Consider the following 17,410-nt stretch of genomic DNA (forward strand, 5'->3'; position numbering starts at 1 on the left):
GGCTCTGCCATGGCCATCTCCCTTGCCGAACGCACCGCGCAACTCAACATCGAGCAGAGCCTCCTGGTGAAGGCCGATAGAGACATCGAGGAGGGCTGGAGGCGCATCCGCGATCAGGAGGATCGGGTGCGCGAGCTGATGGCGGGCGGACACGACACGCGCCAGGCGGAACGACTGGTCAGCCTACTCAGGCAGACCCTGGTGGAATGGGAGCGCCACCGCGTTTTGATCGAGCAGCGGGTCGAGTATCTCCGGCAGGAGGTCGCGGCGGGGTAGTTGGGGAAAGGACGGCAGCTCTCCTGAACTCCGCGCTGAGCTCGAACATGGTATCGAGCTGACGCTCCGTATACCGGCGCCAGCGCTCGTTCTCGGCCAGCAAGCGGCGGGCTTCCGCGGTCGCACGCTCGGCCCGCCTGATCAGGCCGGCGAGCTCCTCGGAGATGGGCATCGCGGGTTCCTTCGCAGTGCTGGCGAGCATGGACCTTTCGGCCGGAGCTGACAACGCTGAACGCTTCGGGACATTTTTGCGTTTGATCTATTGGGATAATATTGATTTCTGTTATTTGCAGGAGCCGGGCGCCTGTTGGTCCCGGCGAGCGAACGAGAGCCATCAGAGCCATGCATGACGTCGGCGACCAGCCGGTCCAAGGAGAGCGCCAGATCAAGACTCCGCTGATCATAGGAGTGGGCGCCTCGCCCGGTGCGCTGGACAGCATCGAGCGCTTCTTTGCCAAGCTGAGCTTAGGCGCCGATCAGGCCATCGTGCTGGCGCTTCAGCACCACGAGAGTTTTGACGAGCAACGGCTGCGCGGAATCGTGCGTGCGTCCAATGGCGGCAAGGTCGCCGATATCGGCGACGGCCACGCGATCGAAGGCGGCATGGTCTATCTGTGCCCGCCGGCGATGATTACCACGATCCAGAACAACCGGTTCGCGATTCGCAAGGCCGAACAGGCGCCCGGCGAGCGGGCCACGATCGACAGCTTCCTGGTCTCGCTGGCCGAGGAACGCTCCGAGCAATCGATCGGCGTCATTCTTGCCGGCACCGGCGGTGACGGCACGCTCGGCACGGCGACGCTCAAAGATCACGGCGGCCTCGCCATCGCCGAAAGGGTAGCGAGCCAGGACGAGGCTGAGCATCTGCGCAACGGCAACACGCCCGCCGCCATCGCCGACTATGTGCTGCCGCCGGAAGATATTCCCGAGCACATCCAGGTCTATGCCCGTCATCTCAGGCGTCTGGAAGAGAAGCAGGGCTTCGATGAGGTGCTCGCAGCGGCCGCGTCGTCGCTGTCGCGCATTGCCGACATCCTGCGCAACAAGACCGGCAATGATTTCCACGGCTACAAGCAGAACACCTTCCTGCGCCGCGTGCAGCGGCGCATGCAAGTGGTCCAGATCGACGACATCGCTGCCTATGTCGATTACTTGCGGAACGACAAGGACGAGGCCCAGCACCTCTTCAATGATCTCTTGATCGGGGTCACCGAATTCTTCCGCGACAAACGCGAATTCGAGGTGCTGGAGACCCAAGTCATCCCGAAGATCTTCGAGGGCAAGGGTGCGGGGCAGCAGGTGCGCGTCTGGGTGCTCGGCTGCGCCACCGGCGAGGAGGCCTATTCGATCGGCATCCTCCTGCGCGAGCATATGGCGCGGATGGAATCCGCGCCGCAGGTGCAGATCTTCGCCACCGACATCGACGGACGGGCGCTGGCGACCGCACGGGTGGGGCGCTACCGTACCAATATCGAGGCAGAGGTGACGAGCGAGCGCCTGGCGCGCTGGTTCGTGCGCGAGGGCGACACCTATTGCGTGGTGAAGGAGCTGCGCGAGATGTGCATCTTCTCGCAGCACAACGTCATCAAGGACGCGCCGTTCTCCAAGCTCGACCTCGTCTCCTGCCGCAATCTGCTGATCTATCTCAATGCCGAGCTGCAGAACCGGGTGATCCCGCTGTTCCACTTCGCGTTGCTGCCGGACCGCTATCTGTTTCTCGGAAATTCCGAGAACGTGACGCGGCACCCGAAGCTGTTCGCGCCGGTCGACCGACGGGCGCGCATCTTCAAGAAGCTGGAAACCGGAACGCGGCTGCCGCCGGAATTTCCGATCACGACGGTGGCGGGCAGGGTGCCGGCCGAAGTGCCGGCGCCGCGCTCGTTCGGTCCCGACGTCGGGCTGGAGCGGCGCGCCCAGCGCATCGCAGAGCGCTATGCGCCGGCCTACGTCATCACCGATGACAATTTCCAGATTTTGCACTTCTCGGGGCGCACCGGCCGCTATATCGAGCCGACGGCGGGTGCCGCCTCGCTCGACCTGCTTCAGCTCGTGCACCGCGATCTGCGCCTCGAACTGCGCACCGCGCTCAGCCGCGCTGTCGAGACCAACGAGCCCGTCCATGCCGAGCAGGTGCAACTCGGGGTGAACGGTCACCGTGTCGTGGTCGACATCACGGTCGAGCCGGTCCAGGACGGCGCGGGCGGTCACCGAAATTTCGTCGTGCTGTTCAAGGACGGCCCGGTCCGAATGATCGAGGCCGATCAGGGCAACCCCAACGCGCTGGTACGCACTGAGCATGTCGAGCGCCTCGAAACCGATCTGCGCGCCACGCGCGAGCGCCTTCAGGCGACCATCGAGGAACTGGAGAGCACCAACGAGGAGCTGAAATCCTCGAACGAGGAATACCAGTCGCTCAACGAGGAGCTTCAGTCGGCTAACGAGGAGCTGGAGACCTCGCGTGAGGAATTGCAGTCGGTCAACGAGGAGCTGACCACCGTCAACGGCGAGCTGGCCCACCGTGTTCAGGAATTGACGCGCGCCACCAGCGACCTCAAGAATTTCCTCGAGAGCACGCAGATCGCGACTGTATTCCTCGACAATGATTTGCGCGTGATGAACTTCACGCCCGCGATCACGCACCTGCTGCATCTCGTCGAAACCGATACGGGCCGGCCGATCAGCCATATCAAGGCGCGCATCCCGATCGAGGAGCTCTATGACGACGTCCGCCGCGTGCTGCGCACGCTGGCGAGCGTCGAGCGCGAGCTGACCGCGCCTGACAGCGGCACCCGTTACATCGTGCGTATCCTGCCTTACCGCAGCATCGACAATTTCATCGCGGGCGTCGTCATCACCTTCATTGACGTCACCGCGATCACTCGCGCCGAGGAGCGCCAGCGCCTGCTGCTGGCCGAGCTCCAGCACCGCGTTCGCAACACGCTCGGTGTGGTGCGGTCGATCGCCCGCCGCTCGGCGGAAACGAGCTCTACCGTGGAGGAATACGCCTCTCATCTCGATGGTCGTCTCAACGCTTTTGCCCGCACCCAGGCGCTGGTGACCCGAGATCCCGAAGGCGGCGTCGATCTCGAATATCTCGTGATCGAGGAGCTGCTTGCCTACGATGCCCGCGAAGGCGAGCAGATGCGGGTCTCCGGGCCGACGGTGCGCTTCCAGCCCAAGGCGGCGGAAACCCTCGCACTCGCGATCCACGAGCTCGCGACCAATGCGCTCAAATACGGCGCCCTGAGCCAGCCGACCGGTCACATTGAAGTGACCTGGCGCGTCGATGAGAGCGTTGAGCCCGCGGAGCTGGTGTTCGAATGGCGGGAGCGCGGCGGGCCGCCCGTGACCCCGAGGCCTCGAAAAGGATTTGGTACCGATCTTCTGGAGCGTACGCTGGCATTCGAGTTCAAGGGCCAAACCAAGATGATATTCAACCCTGCGGGGCTGCAATGCACAATCACCGTCCCGCTGAGCAAGCGCGCCTTCCACACACCCGTGGTGGCGGCCTGATGCCGTTGTCGACGGTCGATCGCAGCGCATTGCAGCCGGTCATTCGCCGGCTGAGCGCGCTGAGGCCGTTGTCGACCGAGGCCCGCGCATCGCTCGAATATGCCATGCTCGAAGGCCTCCAACGTGCCGGAGCGGGCGAGGACCTGATCTCCGAGGGCGACCCTGTCGATAGCGTCCGCGTCGTCCTGTCCGGCTGGCTCTGTCGCTACAAGACGCTCGAGGATGGGCGACGCCAAATCGTCAATTTCATCTTCCCGGGCGAGAGTTGCGATGCGCATGCGTTCCTGCTCCCGGTGATGGATCATTCCATCGCGACGATGACGCCTGTGGTCTACAGCGAGATCAAGCGCGCGCGATTCGAGAGCCTGATGGCAGGCGACCGTTCGCTCGCGGAGGCGTTCTGGTGCGAGACCCTCGTCAACATCGCCATTCAACGCGAATGGGCGATCAATCTCGGCCGTCGCGTGGCGGTTGAGCGCGTCGCCCATCTGTTCTGCGAAACGTTCGAGCGGCTTCGCGTCGTGGGGATGGTCGACGGCAATTCCTGCGTCATGCCGGTGACGCAAATGGATCTCGCGGATGCCACGGGCTTGTCCGTCGTTCACCTCAATCGGACTCTTCAGGAGCTGCGCGCGTCGGGGCTCATCATCCTGCGCGAGCGGATGCTGACCATCCCAGACCTCGATGCGCTCAAGAACGCGGCGCTATACTCGCCGAGCTATCTGCAGCTCTATCGAGGAGACTGAAGCGACGCGATGAAGCCGGCCTTCGTTATCGGGACCCGCTTCGTCGGTGACATCCCGCCGGAACGTCGCCGGAGCGGCCCCCTTGCGATCATCGCGGTCTGCGGGGCTGTCTGTCCTGCGCACCCTCACCTTGTTCGCTTGGAAAAGGCTCGTGAGTTCGTCGGCCGAGAAACGTATCCGGTCGGGGAAGCGTCAATACCTCCCACGATTCACGGATGGCCTTGCGAACCTGCTCCGCGTGCTTCTCGTCGGACGCCAAAGGATAGTGAGACTGCTTCGCCATCGGGCGCTCCCCGGATGATCATGCAGGCGGGAGCACCCTACGTCTCTCAGCCACCGGCGCCTACGGGCGGGGCGTTAGCCGGTGATGAACTGACCATACACCTGCCGCGGCGTTTCGGCCAAGGAAATCGGGGATCTGCCGGTCAATTCCCGTTCCGGACATCGATCATAGGTTGAGAAACCGTCCGAGAGGGGTTGTGAAGGCTTGATCCAAGTTAATGAGCGAGGCTCTTTGAGCGATTGGCGCAATATGAGTAACCTATGCAAGAGAGTGCCGTTGAACTCTGTTGCATCATGGCTGATGCCTGATTCCCTGTTTGCCCGCGCTAGACGTGCTATCGAGGAGAGCCGCGCCCTTCGGGAGCAGCATAGACAGGCTGCGGGTCACTACGGCGAAACCGTGAACGATTTGCGTTTGGCCATCATGGACAGCGCCATGCTTCGCTCGGAGATCAAGGCGCGCCGGGACAACGAGGAACCATAGCTCCGGTCTTTTCGCAGAAACGGGCAACCGTTCCTCCCCCACAACGTTGACCGTCTGCCAGGCTGCGCGGCTCGGCACCCGCCAGACGTCAGAACGCAACGGCGCGCTCGACCTCGTGCACCAGGGAGAACGCCTGATGACGACGCGACATCGGTTCAAGCATATAGAGACTCTGGAGGCGCGGCTCGCCGCCGAGGCGGAGCGACTGCGCCAACAAGCGAGCACGCTTCCGCCCGGCGCCGCGCGCGACGAGATGTTGCGCAAGGCGCGCCAGGCGGAAACAGGGTCTCAGATGAGCGAGTGGCTGCGGTCGCCGGGCCTGCAGCCGCCCGAATAGATTGTCTGCCATGATGATCCGCCTTCAAGTCGTCTTTGAATATGCGCGTTGACATTTCGGTTCCGGCGCGGTCCGGATCTCGCTCGCGCGAACTCATGCAGCGTTAACTTATTGAAATGCCGGAACCGGCTGTTGCGGCGGAAGCTACAAACGTTGCCGGGCTGGGCCGCCCCAGCCGGTAAGCGAATTGAGTGGCAATAGAATTTGGGCCCCGGCGCCAGATCCCCCGCCGGGGCTGATTTCCTTCCAACCGATTATCCGCGACAGTGCAAATGACCGCCAAACGTAACCGCAGGAAACAGACCCAATCGCTCCAGGAGCGGCTGGCCGCCTTCGCCGAAAACGCCCGCGAGCGCGCCCGCACCCTGCCGCCGGGCAGGGAACGTGAGATGCTGCTGCAACGCGCCAAACAGAACGAAGTCACCTCGAACCTGACAGACTGGTTGAGCGCGCCCGTCTCCCCAAGACGAGGACAAACATGATGGGGAGCATCAAGCATTACCGCGCGTTTCAGATCGATCCTGATGGGCACGTGTTCGGATGCATCAATCTGGTCTGCGACGATGATGAGCAGGCCAAGCGCGAAGCGGCCGCGCTCGTGCTGGTCCATCGCATCGAGCTGTGGCGGCTCGACCGGCGGATCGCGCAATTCGACGTGCCGCAGGAGCCTGCTCGCGGGTAGAGCCCTGGGAACCCCGCGCTGCGCGCCGGGTTGGTCGAATGATATCGACCTCGCCAGGAGCCAGCATGACGGACGCCGACGTTCGCAAGGGGATGCCACCCGTCAAGCTGTCGCGCGAGGAGTTCGAGCGCCGCTACAAGCGTCAGTTCGTCGATCCCGCCTTTGCCCCGCTCGGACGGGAGCTCGATACGATCACCGCTGCGGCCTGGGACGCCTACAGCCATTCGCGCAAGGCGCCGTTGACGCGGAAGGCGGGCCCAGGCTTCTCCGATCCCGACTACGATCTTGCCGTCGACTGGCTCGATGCGCGCGCAAAAATCCTGGAGGCGCAGCGGCGGCACGACGATGCCGACGAGACGCCGCGCATTCTCCTCATCAACGGCTCGACCCGCAGCGAGCACACCTGTCCCGGCGAGATGTCCAAGACCTGGCGGCTGGTCAAGCTGGCCGAGCCCGTCCTCGTCGAGATGGGATTTGCCGTCGACATCCTCGATCTGTCGCGCCTCGCCTCGGAGTTCGGCAAGACCATTCATCCCTGCAAGACCTGTGTCGGCACCGCCATGCCGCTCTGCCACTGGCCGTGCAGCTGCTATCCGAACTATTCACTGGGGCAGACTGGCGACTGGATGAACGAGATCTATCCGCTCTGGGTTGCGGCCCACGGCATCCTGATCGTGGCGCCGGTGAACTGGTATCATGTGCCCACCGGGCTCAAGGCGATGATGGACCGCATGGTCTGCGCCGATGGCGGCAATCCCGATCCGACTGCGACCCACGGCAAGAATGCCGCTGAGGCCAAGGCGCTGGAGCTGAAGGGCTGGTCCTATCCGCGCCATCTCGCCGGCCGTCACTTCGGCGTCGTCGTTCACGGAGATGCGGTCGGCGCCGCGGGCGTGCGCCGGGCGTTGTCGGATTGGTTGACCGACATGCAGCTGATCTCGGCGGGCCGCTACGCCGAGCTCGACGGCTATGTCGGCTATAGGGAGCCATACGCCACCTCGCATCGCGATCTCGATGAGGACAGCGAATTCCAGCACGAGGTGCAGAATGCGGCGCGTGCGCTCGGCAACGCAGTCCGGCTGGCAAGGAGCGGGCGTTTCGGCGATCCCGGTGCCGGTCTTGTGGACCCCAAACCCAAATGACCGGCGCGCCGCCGCTTGAATGCCTGATCGTCGGAGGCGGCCCGGCCGGGCTGATGGCCGCGATCTATCTGGCGCGCTTCCGCCGCCGCGTCTGCGTCGTGGACACTGGCGCGAGCCGGGCGGCGCTGATCCCGCGCAGTCGCAATGTCCCGGGCTTCGTCCACGGCCTGTCCGGCACGGAGCTGATCGAAAGGATGTCGGCCCAGCTGGACGAGCTCGCCGTCACGCGCGTGGACGCCGAGGTCACCGACTTGCAACGACACGATCGTGGTTTTCTGGCGAGCTGGAATGGCGGCGCGCATGCAGCCGCCACCGTCGTCCTCGCCTGCGGGATCGTCGATACCCATCCGCCGTTCGACGAATGGCGCGCCGCCGTCGCGGATGGGCTCTTGCGCTACTGCCCGATCTGCGACGCCTTCGAGGCGACCGGCCGCCGCATCGGCGTCATCGGCCCGCTGGCGCGTGCTGCGGGCAAGGCGCTGTTCCTGCGCGGCTATTCGCGCGACGTGACGCTGCTCGCAACCGAGCCGGATGACGATCGGGCCGCAACGTCACGGCTGGCCGAGGCGGGCGTGGAGGTCGTGCGTGCGCCCGATCTGCGTTTGCAGCGGAGAGGCGATGGCATCGAAGCGGTCTTCGCCGACGGCCGCACGGCGCAATTCGACATGATCTATCCCGCGATGGGCGCTGAGGTGCGCTCCCAGCTCGCGATGGCGCTGGGTGCCGAGCATACCGTTGAGGGTTATCTGAAGGTCGACGACCATCAGCGCACGTCGATCCGCGGGCTCTACGGCATCGGCGACGTCGTCACCGACCTGCACCAGATCTCGGTCTCGTTCGGCCACGCCGCAATTGCCGCCTGCACCATCCACAACAGCGTGCCGGCGCGATTGGCGTGAGAAGCGGAGTATCGGACATTGGCGAACATGGCGGCAGGATCATCCACGAAGACCTCTGTCTATGCGGCGCTGCTCGGCAATGTCCTCGTCGCGGTCACGAAGATCGGCGCCGCCGCATGGACGGGAAGTTCGGCGATGACGAGCGAGGCGGTGCATTCGCTCGTCGATACGACCAACGAGATCCTGCTGCTCTATGGCTACCGGCGCGCGGCCCGTCCACCCGACGAATCCCATCCGCTTGGCTACGGCCGGGAGCTGTATTTCTGGAGCTTCATCGTTGCGCTGCTCATCTTCGCGCTGGGCGCCGGCGTCTCGCTGTTTCAGGGCATTCTGCACGTCGCCGCGCCCGAGCCGATCGAAGATCCCATCGTCAGCTTCGTGGTGCTCGGCCTGTCATTCCTGTTCGAAGGCGGCTCCTGGCTGATTGCCCTGCGGCGCTTCAGGTCGGACGCCGAGCGGTTTGGTTACTATCAGGCTTTCGTCCGCAGCAAGGATCCTCCGGCTTTCATGGTGCTGCTCGAGGACAGCGCGGCGCTGCTCGGTATCGCGATCGCCGCCGCGGCCACTGCAGCTGCCGTATGGCTGGACCAGCCGGTCTGGGACGGGGTTGGTTCGATCCTGATCGGGCTGTTGCTGGCGACCGCGTCCGTCGCGCTCGCGCGCGAAAGCAAAAGCCTTCTGATCGGCGAGCCTGCAGATCCGGAGCTTGCGCGCTCCATCCTAGAGGTGGCAAGGCGCTCGCCCGGCGTGCTCAGGGCCAACGGCCTCCTGACGGTGCAGCTATCGCCGGCCGAGGTCGTGGTGGCCTTGAGCATCGAGTTCGCCGACGACAAGCGCGCCGACGATATCGAGCAGTGCGTCGTTTCGATCGAGACCGAGATCCGCAGGCGCCATCCGAGCGTGGCGGCGCTGTTCATCAAGCCGCAGACCGATGCCCGCTACCGGGCGGCGCGGGCGCGGCGTTTCGGCTAGAGCCGCATCATGTGGTTCCAGGTCGTCACAATCGGGGGGAGGGCAGGAACGATGAAAGCGTCGCCTTGGTTGAGTTGAGCAGGGGCGGCATGGACGCGCAACTTGGGAGAGAACGGATGGCCCGATCCGAAGAGATGACCCGCTGCATCGAACTCTGCATGAGCTGCTACCAGACATGCCTCGGCACGGCGATGAACCACTGCCTCGAGACAGGCGGCAAGCACGTCGAGCCAGAACACTTCCGCCTGATGATGGCCTGCGCGGAGATGTGCCGGACCGCCGCGCATTTCATGCTGATAAACACGCCGCACCACAAGCATACATGCGCTGAGTGCGCCGAAATCTGCGGCGAATGCGCCGAGGATTGCGCGCGGATCGGCGGCATGGACGAATGCGTCGCGATCTGCCGCTCCTGCGCGCAATCGTGCCGCGCAATGGCGGCGTGAGGAGGGGCCCATGCTGGAAGAAAAGCTCAAGGAAGCGATCGTCGGCGAGTTGCAGCGTCAGGCCGCCGACCGGCCGCAATCGCTCAAGGTCCAGGGCGCGAACGATGGAAACCGCTCGGAGGAGCTGACCGTCAACGGCAAGATCGACCTTGGCGCGCTGGTCATGGTGATCGCGGGATCGGTCGCGGGCGGGCCCTAAAGCATGATCCGGAAAAGTGCGAAGCGGTTTTCCGGAAAGATCATGCGTAAACAACAAGCTTAAGCGCGATGACGATTCATCCAAATCTCATCGCGCTTTAGCCATACTCCTCGCCGATGCCGTATTCCCGGTAGATCTCCAGCGGGTCGAGCTCGGGAAACAGGCGGCATTTGGCCTGCGCCAGGTGCAGGCTCACCGCCGCCGGCTCCTTGCCGTTCGCGAGCAGCTTGCGGATGTCCTCCATATGGGCGTTCGGCCGGTGCTTCGGCTCGAGCTGCTCCAGCGCGACCAGGGCGGTCGCGAGCGCCTCGGTCAGCACCCAGTCATCGTGGCCCGTGATTCCCTTTTTCGACATCGGCAGACCCCAGATGTGGCGGCAGCTCCCAAGTCTATCGCGACTTCGGCCAAATCGCCATTGAGCCGTTGCGGCCGCCGGCGCCGCCATGGACCGGCGACGTGCTCCGGCTTGCATTATGGCCGCGTGTGGCTAAAAGGCGGCGGGTGCGGGGCGATCGTATCTCTGTCGAAATAAACTTGGCGTAGACGGGCCTGCACGGCATCCAGGCCGGCTGTTCCGGTTTGGCCCCTGATCCCGTACGCGCAACGATCCGATTGCGCTACCCCTCAAGGCTCGAGCGCGCATGGTCTTTCTCAGCTTCGTCTATCGCTTCTTCACCAACTTCGCCTTCATGGCGATGGTCTATTTCAGCCTGAACTTCATGGAGAAATATCAGAACCGGGCGATCATCGCGATCCTGGTGCTGGTCTATGCCGCCATGCGCGCGGCCTCGACGCTGCGCGCATTCTATTTCTTCCAGAAGATCGAGAAGCTGGAGGCCGAGACCAAGCGCCTCCAGGCTCCGATCAATGACGGTTCGGGCGGAACCACGGCGCGCAAGCAGGTCGTCGCCGACGTTGCGCGGCTGCGGCGCGACGGCGAGCTCAAGTCCTATATGGACCTGTTTTTCCTGGCGCTGATCGTGCTGCTCTGCGTCGCCGCCATCATGCGGCAGTGAGGGCTTAAACGCGCTTCTTCAGGCTGGCGACGCGGGTCGGGCGGGGCGTAGCGCGCTTAGAGGCCGCGTCCTTGACCGCAATCCCCTTGGCCGCAATCCCCTTGGCTGCAGTCACCTTGGCTGCAGTCCCCTTGGGTGCAATGTCGATGGGCTGCGCGGCATGATCCGGTGCCGCCGACGCTGTATGCGCCGTACGCCGTCCTTGCAGCTTGGCTGCCTTGCCCTTTGCTGCTTTGCCCTGTGCTGCCTTGCCCCTGGCCGCATGAGGTGGCTCGGCTGCCATCGCCAGCCGGGTTGCGGCACGCCGCGACAAGGTCGTCGACAGCAGCACCTCGACCGAGCCCTCCGGAATTGCGAACAGATCGCGGTCGGGCACGGGCAGGGTGGATGCGATATCCATCTGCCCCTTGGTCCGGCGCGGCAGCAGCGGCTGATGCTCGGTCTGCGCATTGAGATCGGCCAGCGCGGGCGCCGGCAGCATCCGGGTCTGCGTGAATACGAAATTCGGCACGCGCGGCCAGCGTGCGATCGGCGTCGTTTCGGTCGGCGGATGCAGCAGCCATTCCACCGCCGTGGTCGGCGTCGCCGGCCGCTCGGCGGTCGCGGGCACCACATGGACGATGCGATAGCCGCGCGCCTTGAGGTCGCGGATGATCTTCGGCAGCGCCGCCACGGTGCGGGCCTGGATGTCGTGCAGCAGCAAAATGCCCTTGCCCTTGGCCTCCAGCCGCTGGATCGCGAGCTGGTAGACGCGGTCGGACGATACGTGCCGCCAGTCGTCGGCCGGAAAGTCGGCGCTCCACACCTGGATGCCGCGCGAGATCAGAAGGTTCTCGACGCCCTCGGCGCGCATCAGGCCGGGAATGCGGAAGAACGGGGCGAGCTGGGACGGATCGGTCATCGCGGCCGAGGTCCATTCGATGCCGCCGTTGATCTCGGCCTCGGCCTTTTCGATCGGCATCCGGTCGAAGGTCAGCGGATGGTCCATGCTGTGGGTGCCGACGGTGTGGCCCGCCGCGACCAGCTTGCGCACGCCTTCCGGATTGGCCTTGGCCTGGTTGCCGATGATGAAGAAGGTCGCCTTGATGCACTCGTCGGCGAGGATCTTGAGGACCTGGTTGGAATATTTCGGCAATGGACCATCGTCGAAGGTCAGGACGACCTCATGGTCCTTCAGCGGCAGCGTCTCGCGGTACTGCATGGTGCCGATGCGCGGATGCTCGCGCGGATCGACCACGAGGGTGCGGGACGTCCCGAGCGCGTCCGGGTGACCGGGGCAGTCGGCTGCATAAGCTGCCGGCGCGCCCACGGTCAGCAATCCCAGACAGAGGACGATCCACGATCGCGTCCGAACTACAACGCTACTTCCGATCATGAACCCGGTCTGCCCTCATAAGCGATTGCCGCCATTCTAGGTCGGAGCTGCACCGAAACGGTTCAGGCGCACGTCCCCTCCATGTTTGCACGGCGTAGCATGAACAGAGTGTTAATAGGGCCAAAATCACCCCATTTTGCGCCGGCGTGACATTCCGGGATCAGCGCGCATCGGCATTCTTCGGCGGCGCGCCGGCCGCCACGACGTGAACCACGCGAAAGCCGTTCTCTCTCAGATACCGCAGAAAGGCCGGCATGATCGCCGCCGTGCGCGCCTTGGGGTCGTGGAAGAGGATGATACCCTTGCCGCTAGCCGCGAGGCGCTCCGTGACGAGCTTCAACTCCTGTTCCGGCGTCATCTCGTTCCAGTCGCTGGCCCAAAGATCGGCGCCGAACACGACGATGCCGCGCGACTGGAGCAGGTCGAGCTGCGCTTGCGTCCCCTCGAAATAGGGGAAGCGGAAGAACGGCGTCGATGGTGTCGTCGTCGACACCCCGTGCAGCGCCATCTCGTCGGCCGCGATGCCGCGGTCGATCTCGCTCCTGGCCTTGTCGAACGGGATCCGCGCCATGAACGGATGCGAGAAGGTGTGGTGGCCGATGGTGTGGCCTTCGCGCGCGATCCGCTTGACCATCTCGGGGTGTTCGGTGGCGTGCAGACCAATCAGGAAGAAGGTTGCGCGCACGCACTCCTGCGCCAGCGCCGCCAGCACCTTCGATGTCGTCGGCGGGTAGGGGCCGTCGTCGAAGGTCAGCACGACCTCGTGATCGGCCAGCGGCAGCGTCTGCGGAAAGCTCTTCAAGCCGACGCGCGGATAGGTCTTGGCGTCGACGCTGAGGATGCGCGAGGTACCGAGCGCGTCCTTGCGCGGGCACTCGGCGGCATCCGTCGAGACGATGCCGACGACGAGCGCACCCGCCATCATCGAGGTCCACCTCAGTTGGAGCATCTTTGTCATTGCGCTCGGAGTTGCCTTGTGGGTATTGCCTGATCGTCAGCCCAGATCACTCGTTTCACCTGTCAAACGGCGAGGCGCGCCATGGACGAACATATGGACGTTGCCCCTACCGCTTCGGATTCGGTACTCGACCACGTGCCGATGCGCAATGAAGACGGCGAAATTCGTCACGAATTCGTCGAGGAAATTGCCCATGCGATCGAGGCCGGCGACAGTGCGGCGCTGCGCGCCTGCGTCGCGGAGCTGCACGAGGCCGATCTCGGCGATTTGATCGGGGCATTGCAGCCCGACGCCCGCGTCCGCCTCGTCGAACTCACCGGCCGTGATTTCGACTTCTCCGCGCTGAACGAGGTCGACGAGACCGTGCGCGAGGAGATCCTCGAGGAGCTGCCGCCGGAGACGGTCGCCGAGGGTGTCCGCGAGCTCGAATCCGACGATGCGGTCGAACTCCTGGAAACCCTCGACGCCGCGGAGCAGGAGGAAATCCTCGAAAAGCTGCCGCTCAAGGAGCGCGTCGCGCTCGAGCGCAGCCTGCTGTATCCGGAGAACTCCGCCGGCCGCCGCATGCAGACCGAGTTCATCGCGGTGCCCCAGGATTTCACCGTGGGCCAGGCGATCGACTATATGCGCGAGACGCCGGATCTGCCCGACCGCTTTTACGAAATCTACGTCGTCGACAAGGACCAGCACTGGCAGGGCGCCGTGCCGCTCGATGTGCTCTTGCGCACGCGCCGGCCGGTGGCGTTGACCGAACTCACTGACGAGGACCGCCGCCGCGTTTCCGTCCTGGAGGACCAGGAAGAGGTGGCGCGCATGTTCGGCAAGTACAATCTCGTCGCCGCACCCGTGCTCGACACCCAGGACCGCCTCGTCGGCGTCATCACCGTCGACGACGTCGTCGACGTCATCGAGGAGGAGGCGGAAGAGGACCTCAAGGCGCTCGGCGGTGTCACCAGCGACGAAGAGCTGTCGGACACCGTCCTCACGATTGCGCGCGGCCGCTTCAACTGGCTGCTGGTGAACCTCGCCACCGCGTTCCTGGCGTCCTCCGTGCTCGGCCTGTTCGAGGGGCAGCTCGAGAAGATGGTGGCGCTCGCGGTGCTGGCGCCGATCGTGGCGAGCCAGGGCGGCAATGCGGCGACCCAGACCATGACGGTCGCGGTGCGGGCACTGGCGACGCGCGAGCTCGGCTCCTCCAATGCCTGGCGCGTGGTGCTGCGCGAGTCGCTGGTCGGCCTCGTCAACGGGCTCGCCTTCGCCGTGATCACGGGCATTGCCGCGGTGGCCTGGTTCAAGATCCCGGGCCTCGGCATCGTCATCGGGCTCGCCATCATCTGCAACCTCGTCGCCGGCGCGCTCGGCGGCATCCTGATCCCGATGGCGCTGGAGCGCGTGCGGGCGGACCCCGCGGTGGCGTCGGGCACGTTCGTGACCACCGTGACCGATGTGGTCGGCTTCTTCTCCTTCCTCGGCATCGCGACGCTCTGGTTCGGGTTGAAGTAGGGCCGGTTTGGGACCCCAGGCTCTCACCACGTCATTGCGAGCTTCGTCGCAAGGGCTCCTCGCAATGACGGAGGAGGCAGCGGGGGCATCCTCACTCTCGTGTCCTGGCTGCGCAGCGTTTGGGGGCACGAGACAATCTTTAATCCGAACTTAAGCGACCTGCCGCATCATCGCTGCGCTTGGGGGACTGGACATGCGGTTGCGGCTGAAGGCGGACGGACGGGTCGTTGAATTGCGGGACGGACAGGAGTTTCCGGTCCAGCCGTCGGCGGTCGAGCTTGCGGCCAATGCCGCGCCGGCCGACACCTCTTCGCTCGCGGTGCGCGATTTGCGCCGCCGCGCCTGCCTGACCCAGATGGAGTTCGCGGCCAAGCTCGGCGTTCCCGTCGAGACCATCCGCAACTGGGAGCAGGGCAAGCGTGCTCCTCGGGGGCCGGCCCGCGCGCTGCTCGCGGTGATCGCGCATGCGCCCGATACCGTGTTCCAGGCGCTCGCCAAGGCGTGACGTCAAGGCCTGAAGCCTCGCGCGAACCTCCGGTTAGCATTGCCCTGAACATCCGTCCCGATAGCACTGACGTCCGTTGGCAACCATCCCGGACGAGGTCCATAATGTCGACGGGGCTGCCGCAACAGAGGGGATTCCTCATGCTGTTCGTAGAGGCCAATGGTGCAAGGATTCCGGCGATCGGGCTCGGGACCTGGGAGCTTGAAGGGCGCACCTGCGCGCGCGTGGTCGAGCAGGCGCTGCGGCTCGGCTATCGCCACCTCGACACCGCGCAGGCCTACGACAATGAGCGCGAGGTCGGCGATGGCTTGCGCGCCTCCGGCGTGCGTCGCGATGAAGTGTTCCTCACGATGAAGGTCTGGACCAACCATTTCGCGCCCCACGATCTCGAACGCTCGGTCAAGGAGAGCCTCGCACGCCTGCGGCTTCCCTCCGTCGATCTGCTGCTGCTGCACTGGCCCAATCCCCACGTGCCGCTGGCGGAGACGCTTGGAGCGCTGTCGCATGCAAAGACGATGGGCCTGACGCGCCACATCGGTGTCTCCAATTTCACGGTGGCGCTGATCGAGCAGGCGGTGGCGGCCTCGCCGGAGCCGCTCGTCTGCAACCAGGTCGAGTATCATCCTTATCTCGACCAGGCGAAGGTGAGGGCGGCCTGCGACCAGCACGGCCTCGCGCTGGTCGCCTACAGCCCGATCGCCAAGGGCCGCATCAAGACCGACCAGAGGCTTGCCGAGATCGGGCGCATCCACCGCAAGACGCCGGCGCAGGTCTGCCTGCGCTGGCTGGTGCAACAGAATGTCGCTGCGATCCCGCGCACCTCGCGCGTCGAGCGCCTGTCGGAAAACATCGAGATCTTCGATTTCGAGCTGTCGGAGGAGGAGATGAGCCGGATCGCCGCGCTCGCCACCCCGAAGGGACGCCTGACCGACTTTGGCTTCGCGCCGAAATGGGATTGAGAGGGACCCGCGGTATGCTAGGACCGCGACGGCAACCCAAGATCGGTCGATGGAACTGCGGAAGATCATACGGACGGACATTGCGGCCTCGGCGATCGCGCATCTGACGCTGGTGGCGCTGATCGTTTTGATCAGCGAGGTCCATCCGTTTCACGCCGCGCCGTCCGAGACTGTCACGGTCGACATCGTCACGCCGGAGCAGGTGAAGCAGGAGGAAGCCAAGGCCGAGGAGAAGGAAGCGGCGAAGGAGAAGCCGCCCGAGCCGCTTCCCGACCTGAAGCTGCCCAAGCTCGATCTCAACGACAAGGCGGACACAGCGTTGAAGTCTGCGGCCGAGCAGCAGACTGCGGCACCATCGTCGTCACCGCACGCCTCGCCCGAGCCACAGCAGAAGCAGCCGCAACCCGCACAGGCGTCGAAGCAGCACGAGGCCAACGTGCAACCGCAGCCGCAGTCTCAGCCGCAGCAGCACTCTCAGCCGACGCCGCAAACGCCGCCTCAGGCGATGCCGCAGCAGCAGGCTGCGCCGCCGGCCTATCAGGCGCCCCAGCCCGACGTCACAGTCAAATACGGGGTCATGCTGGGCCTGCCGCCCGAGCTGCCGCCCGAGCCGAAGGATGCCCCCAAGGACGATGGCGGCGACGCCAAGGATTCGATCGCGGCCAGGTTGCCGGCCGAAGTCATCGCGGCACTCCGTCGTCATTTGCGAAGTTGCGCAAAGCTGCCCGCCGGGGTCGCGCCGAGCGACAACGTCCATGTCAAGCTGCGCGCGGTGTTCGCCACCGACGGCACGCTGGCGCGCGAGCCCATCCTGATCGAAGCGCCGCCGTCCGCGAAAGGCGTGGCCATCGTCAAGTCTGCAATGAGCGCGCTCCAGAACTGCCAGCCCTACAAGATGCTGCCGGCCAATTTGTATGGGGAATGGAAGGTGCTGGACCTGCCGTTCAGCCCGAAGGATTTTGGGTCGTAGCGCTCCCGCCATCGTGCCTGTGTCGCCCTCTGTCAATCCCATCACGCAAATTCCGCGGCGGGATTCTGGATTGCTTCGTCGCAAGGGCTCCTCGCAATGACGAGGAGGAGAGAGCGTGGACCACACGCCTCTCGCGTGCCCCGGAC

The 17,410-nt window shown here is 64.9% G+C and carries 20 protein-coding genes; 17 read left to right on the top strand and 3 right to left on the bottom strand.

Annotation, left to right across the window (positions count from 1 at the left end; translation table 11 throughout):
- Positions 1 to 9: 9 nt before the first annotated feature.
- From BRAD3257_RS17345 to BRAD3257_RS17405, 12 genes are all read left to right on the top strand, one after another.
- Positions 10 to 276, top strand: a complete 267-nt coding sequence (locus BRAD3257_RS17345; protein ID WP_122402817.1) for a hypothetical protein — start codon at positions 10 to 12, stop codon at positions 274 to 276.
- Positions 277 to 618: 342 nt separating this feature from the next.
- Positions 619 to 3,789, top strand: a complete 3,171-nt coding sequence (locus BRAD3257_RS17350) for a CheR family methyltransferase (protein WP_122402818.1) — start codon at positions 619 to 621, stop codon at positions 3,787 to 3,789.
- The gene (locus tag BRAD3257_RS17355; protein WP_122402819.1) at positions 3,789 to 4,535 is read left to right on the top strand and encodes a Crp/Fnr family transcriptional regulator; all 747 of its coding nucleotides are present in this window, start codon (positions 3,789 to 3,791) and stop codon (positions 4,533 to 4,535) included. Before BRAD3257_RS17350 ends, BRAD3257_RS17355 begins: the two co-directional genes overlap by 1 nt.
- Before the next feature lie 559 nt (positions 4,536 to 5,094).
- Positions 5,095 to 5,301 carry a hypothetical protein gene (locus BRAD3257_RS17365; protein ID WP_244607976.1) on the top strand — a complete coding sequence of 69 codons (207 nt, stop codon included), beginning with the start codon at positions 5,095 to 5,097 and terminating at the stop codon, positions 5,299 to 5,301.
- 136 nt (positions 5,302 to 5,437) lie between these two features.
- Positions 5,438 to 5,638, top strand: a complete 201-nt coding sequence (locus tag BRAD3257_RS17370) for a hypothetical protein (RefSeq protein ID WP_122406619.1) — start codon at positions 5,438 to 5,440, stop codon at positions 5,636 to 5,638.
- 272 nt (positions 5,639 to 5,910) lie between these two features.
- The gene (locus BRAD3257_RS17375; protein WP_122402822.1) at positions 5,911 to 6,120 is read left to right on the top strand and encodes a hypothetical protein; all 210 of its coding nucleotides are present in this window, start codon (positions 5,911 to 5,913) and stop codon (positions 6,118 to 6,120) included.
- The gene (locus tag BRAD3257_RS17380) at positions 6,117 to 6,320 is read left to right on the top strand and encodes a hypothetical protein (RefSeq protein ID WP_244607977.1); all 204 of its coding nucleotides are present in this window, start codon (positions 6,117 to 6,119) and stop codon (positions 6,318 to 6,320) included. Before BRAD3257_RS17375 ends, BRAD3257_RS17380 begins: the two co-directional genes overlap by 4 nt.
- A 65-nt stretch (positions 6,321 to 6,385) precedes the next feature.
- Positions 6,386 to 7,462 carry a flavodoxin family protein gene (locus BRAD3257_RS17385; RefSeq protein ID WP_122402824.1) on the top strand — a complete coding sequence of 359 codons (1,077 nt, stop codon included), beginning with the start codon at positions 6,386 to 6,388 and terminating at the stop codon, positions 7,460 to 7,462.
- Positions 7,459 to 8,361, top strand: a complete 903-nt coding sequence (locus BRAD3257_RS17390; protein WP_122402825.1) for an NAD(P)/FAD-dependent oxidoreductase — start codon at positions 7,459 to 7,461, stop codon at positions 8,359 to 8,361. Before BRAD3257_RS17385 ends, BRAD3257_RS17390 begins: the two co-directional genes overlap by 4 nt.
- Before the next feature lie 27 nt (positions 8,362 to 8,388).
- On the top strand, positions 8,389 to 9,333 hold the full coding sequence (locus tag BRAD3257_RS17395; RefSeq protein ID WP_122402826.1) for a cation diffusion facilitator family transporter: 945 nt from the start codon (positions 8,389 to 8,391) through the stop codon (positions 9,331 to 9,333).
- A gap of 116 nt (positions 9,334 to 9,449) precedes the next feature.
- The gene (locus BRAD3257_RS17400; protein ID WP_122402827.1) at positions 9,450 to 9,779 is read left to right on the top strand and encodes a four-helix bundle copper-binding protein; all 330 of its coding nucleotides are present in this window, start codon (positions 9,450 to 9,452) and stop codon (positions 9,777 to 9,779) included.
- Positions 9,780 to 9,789: 10 nt separating this feature from the next.
- The gene (locus BRAD3257_RS17405) at positions 9,790 to 9,978 is read left to right on the top strand and encodes a hypothetical protein (RefSeq protein WP_122402828.1); all 189 of its coding nucleotides are present in this window, start codon (positions 9,790 to 9,792) and stop codon (positions 9,976 to 9,978) included.
- Between the two features lie 97 nt (positions 9,979 to 10,075).
- Here BRAD3257_RS17405 and BRAD3257_RS40055 read toward each other — a convergent pair whose 3' ends face one another.
- Complete coding sequence (locus BRAD3257_RS40055) at positions 10,076 to 10,333, bottom strand: hypothetical protein (RefSeq protein ID WP_174221578.1); 258 nt, start codon at positions 10,331 to 10,333, stop codon at positions 10,076 to 10,078.
- Between the two features lie 286 nt (positions 10,334 to 10,619).
- Here BRAD3257_RS40055 and BRAD3257_RS17415 point away from each other — a divergent pair, with 286 nt between their 5' ends.
- Positions 10,620 to 10,994 carry a hypothetical protein gene (locus BRAD3257_RS17415; RefSeq protein ID WP_122402829.1) on the top strand — a complete coding sequence of 125 codons (375 nt, stop codon included), beginning with the start codon at positions 10,620 to 10,622 and terminating at the stop codon, positions 10,992 to 10,994.
- A 4-nt stretch (positions 10,995 to 10,998) separates the two neighbouring features.
- On the opposite strand, the gene BRAD3257_RS17420 is transcribed toward BRAD3257_RS17415, so the two are convergent.
- On the bottom strand, positions 10,999 to 12,369 hold the full coding sequence (locus BRAD3257_RS17420) for a polysaccharide deacetylase family protein (RefSeq protein WP_122402830.1): 1,371 nt from the start codon (positions 12,367 to 12,369) through the stop codon (positions 10,999 to 11,001).
- 160 nt (positions 12,370 to 12,529) lie between these two features.
- On the bottom strand, positions 12,530 to 13,327 hold the full coding sequence (locus BRAD3257_RS17425) for a polysaccharide deacetylase family protein (RefSeq protein ID WP_122402831.1): 798 nt from the start codon (positions 13,325 to 13,327) through the stop codon (positions 12,530 to 12,532).
- A gap of 81 nt (positions 13,328 to 13,408) precedes the next feature.
- On the opposite strand from BRAD3257_RS17425, the gene mgtE reads away from it, so the two are divergent.
- The 4 genes from mgtE (at position 13,409) to BRAD3257_RS17445 (ending at position 17,264) form a co-directional block, all read left to right on the top strand.
- Entirely contained in the window at positions 13,409 to 14,830 is a 1,422-nt protein-coding gene (mgtE, locus tag BRAD3257_RS17430) for a magnesium transporter (RefSeq protein ID WP_122402832.1), read from the top strand.
- Positions 14,831 to 15,017: 187 nt separating this feature from the next.
- Complete coding sequence (locus BRAD3257_RS17435) at positions 15,018 to 15,335, top strand: helix-turn-helix domain-containing protein (RefSeq protein WP_122402833.1); 318 nt, start codon at positions 15,018 to 15,020, stop codon at positions 15,333 to 15,335.
- Between the two features lie 140 nt (positions 15,336 to 15,475).
- On the top strand, positions 15,476 to 16,294 hold the full coding sequence (locus BRAD3257_RS17440) for an aldo/keto reductase (protein ID WP_122402834.1): 819 nt from the start codon (positions 15,476 to 15,478) through the stop codon (positions 16,292 to 16,294).
- Positions 16,295 to 16,343: 49 nt separating this feature from the next.
- Positions 16,344 to 17,264 (top strand): hypothetical protein, encoded by a 921-nt coding sequence (locus BRAD3257_RS17445; protein WP_122402835.1) that lies wholly within the window; start codon positions 16,344 to 16,346, stop codon positions 17,262 to 17,264.
- The last annotated feature ends 146 nt before the right edge of the window (positions 17,265 to 17,410 follow it).

The organism is Bradyrhizobium vignae (assembly GCF_900324035.1).
GTDB lineage: Bacteria > Pseudomonadota > Alphaproteobacteria > Rhizobiales > Xanthobacteraceae > Bradyrhizobium > Bradyrhizobium vignae.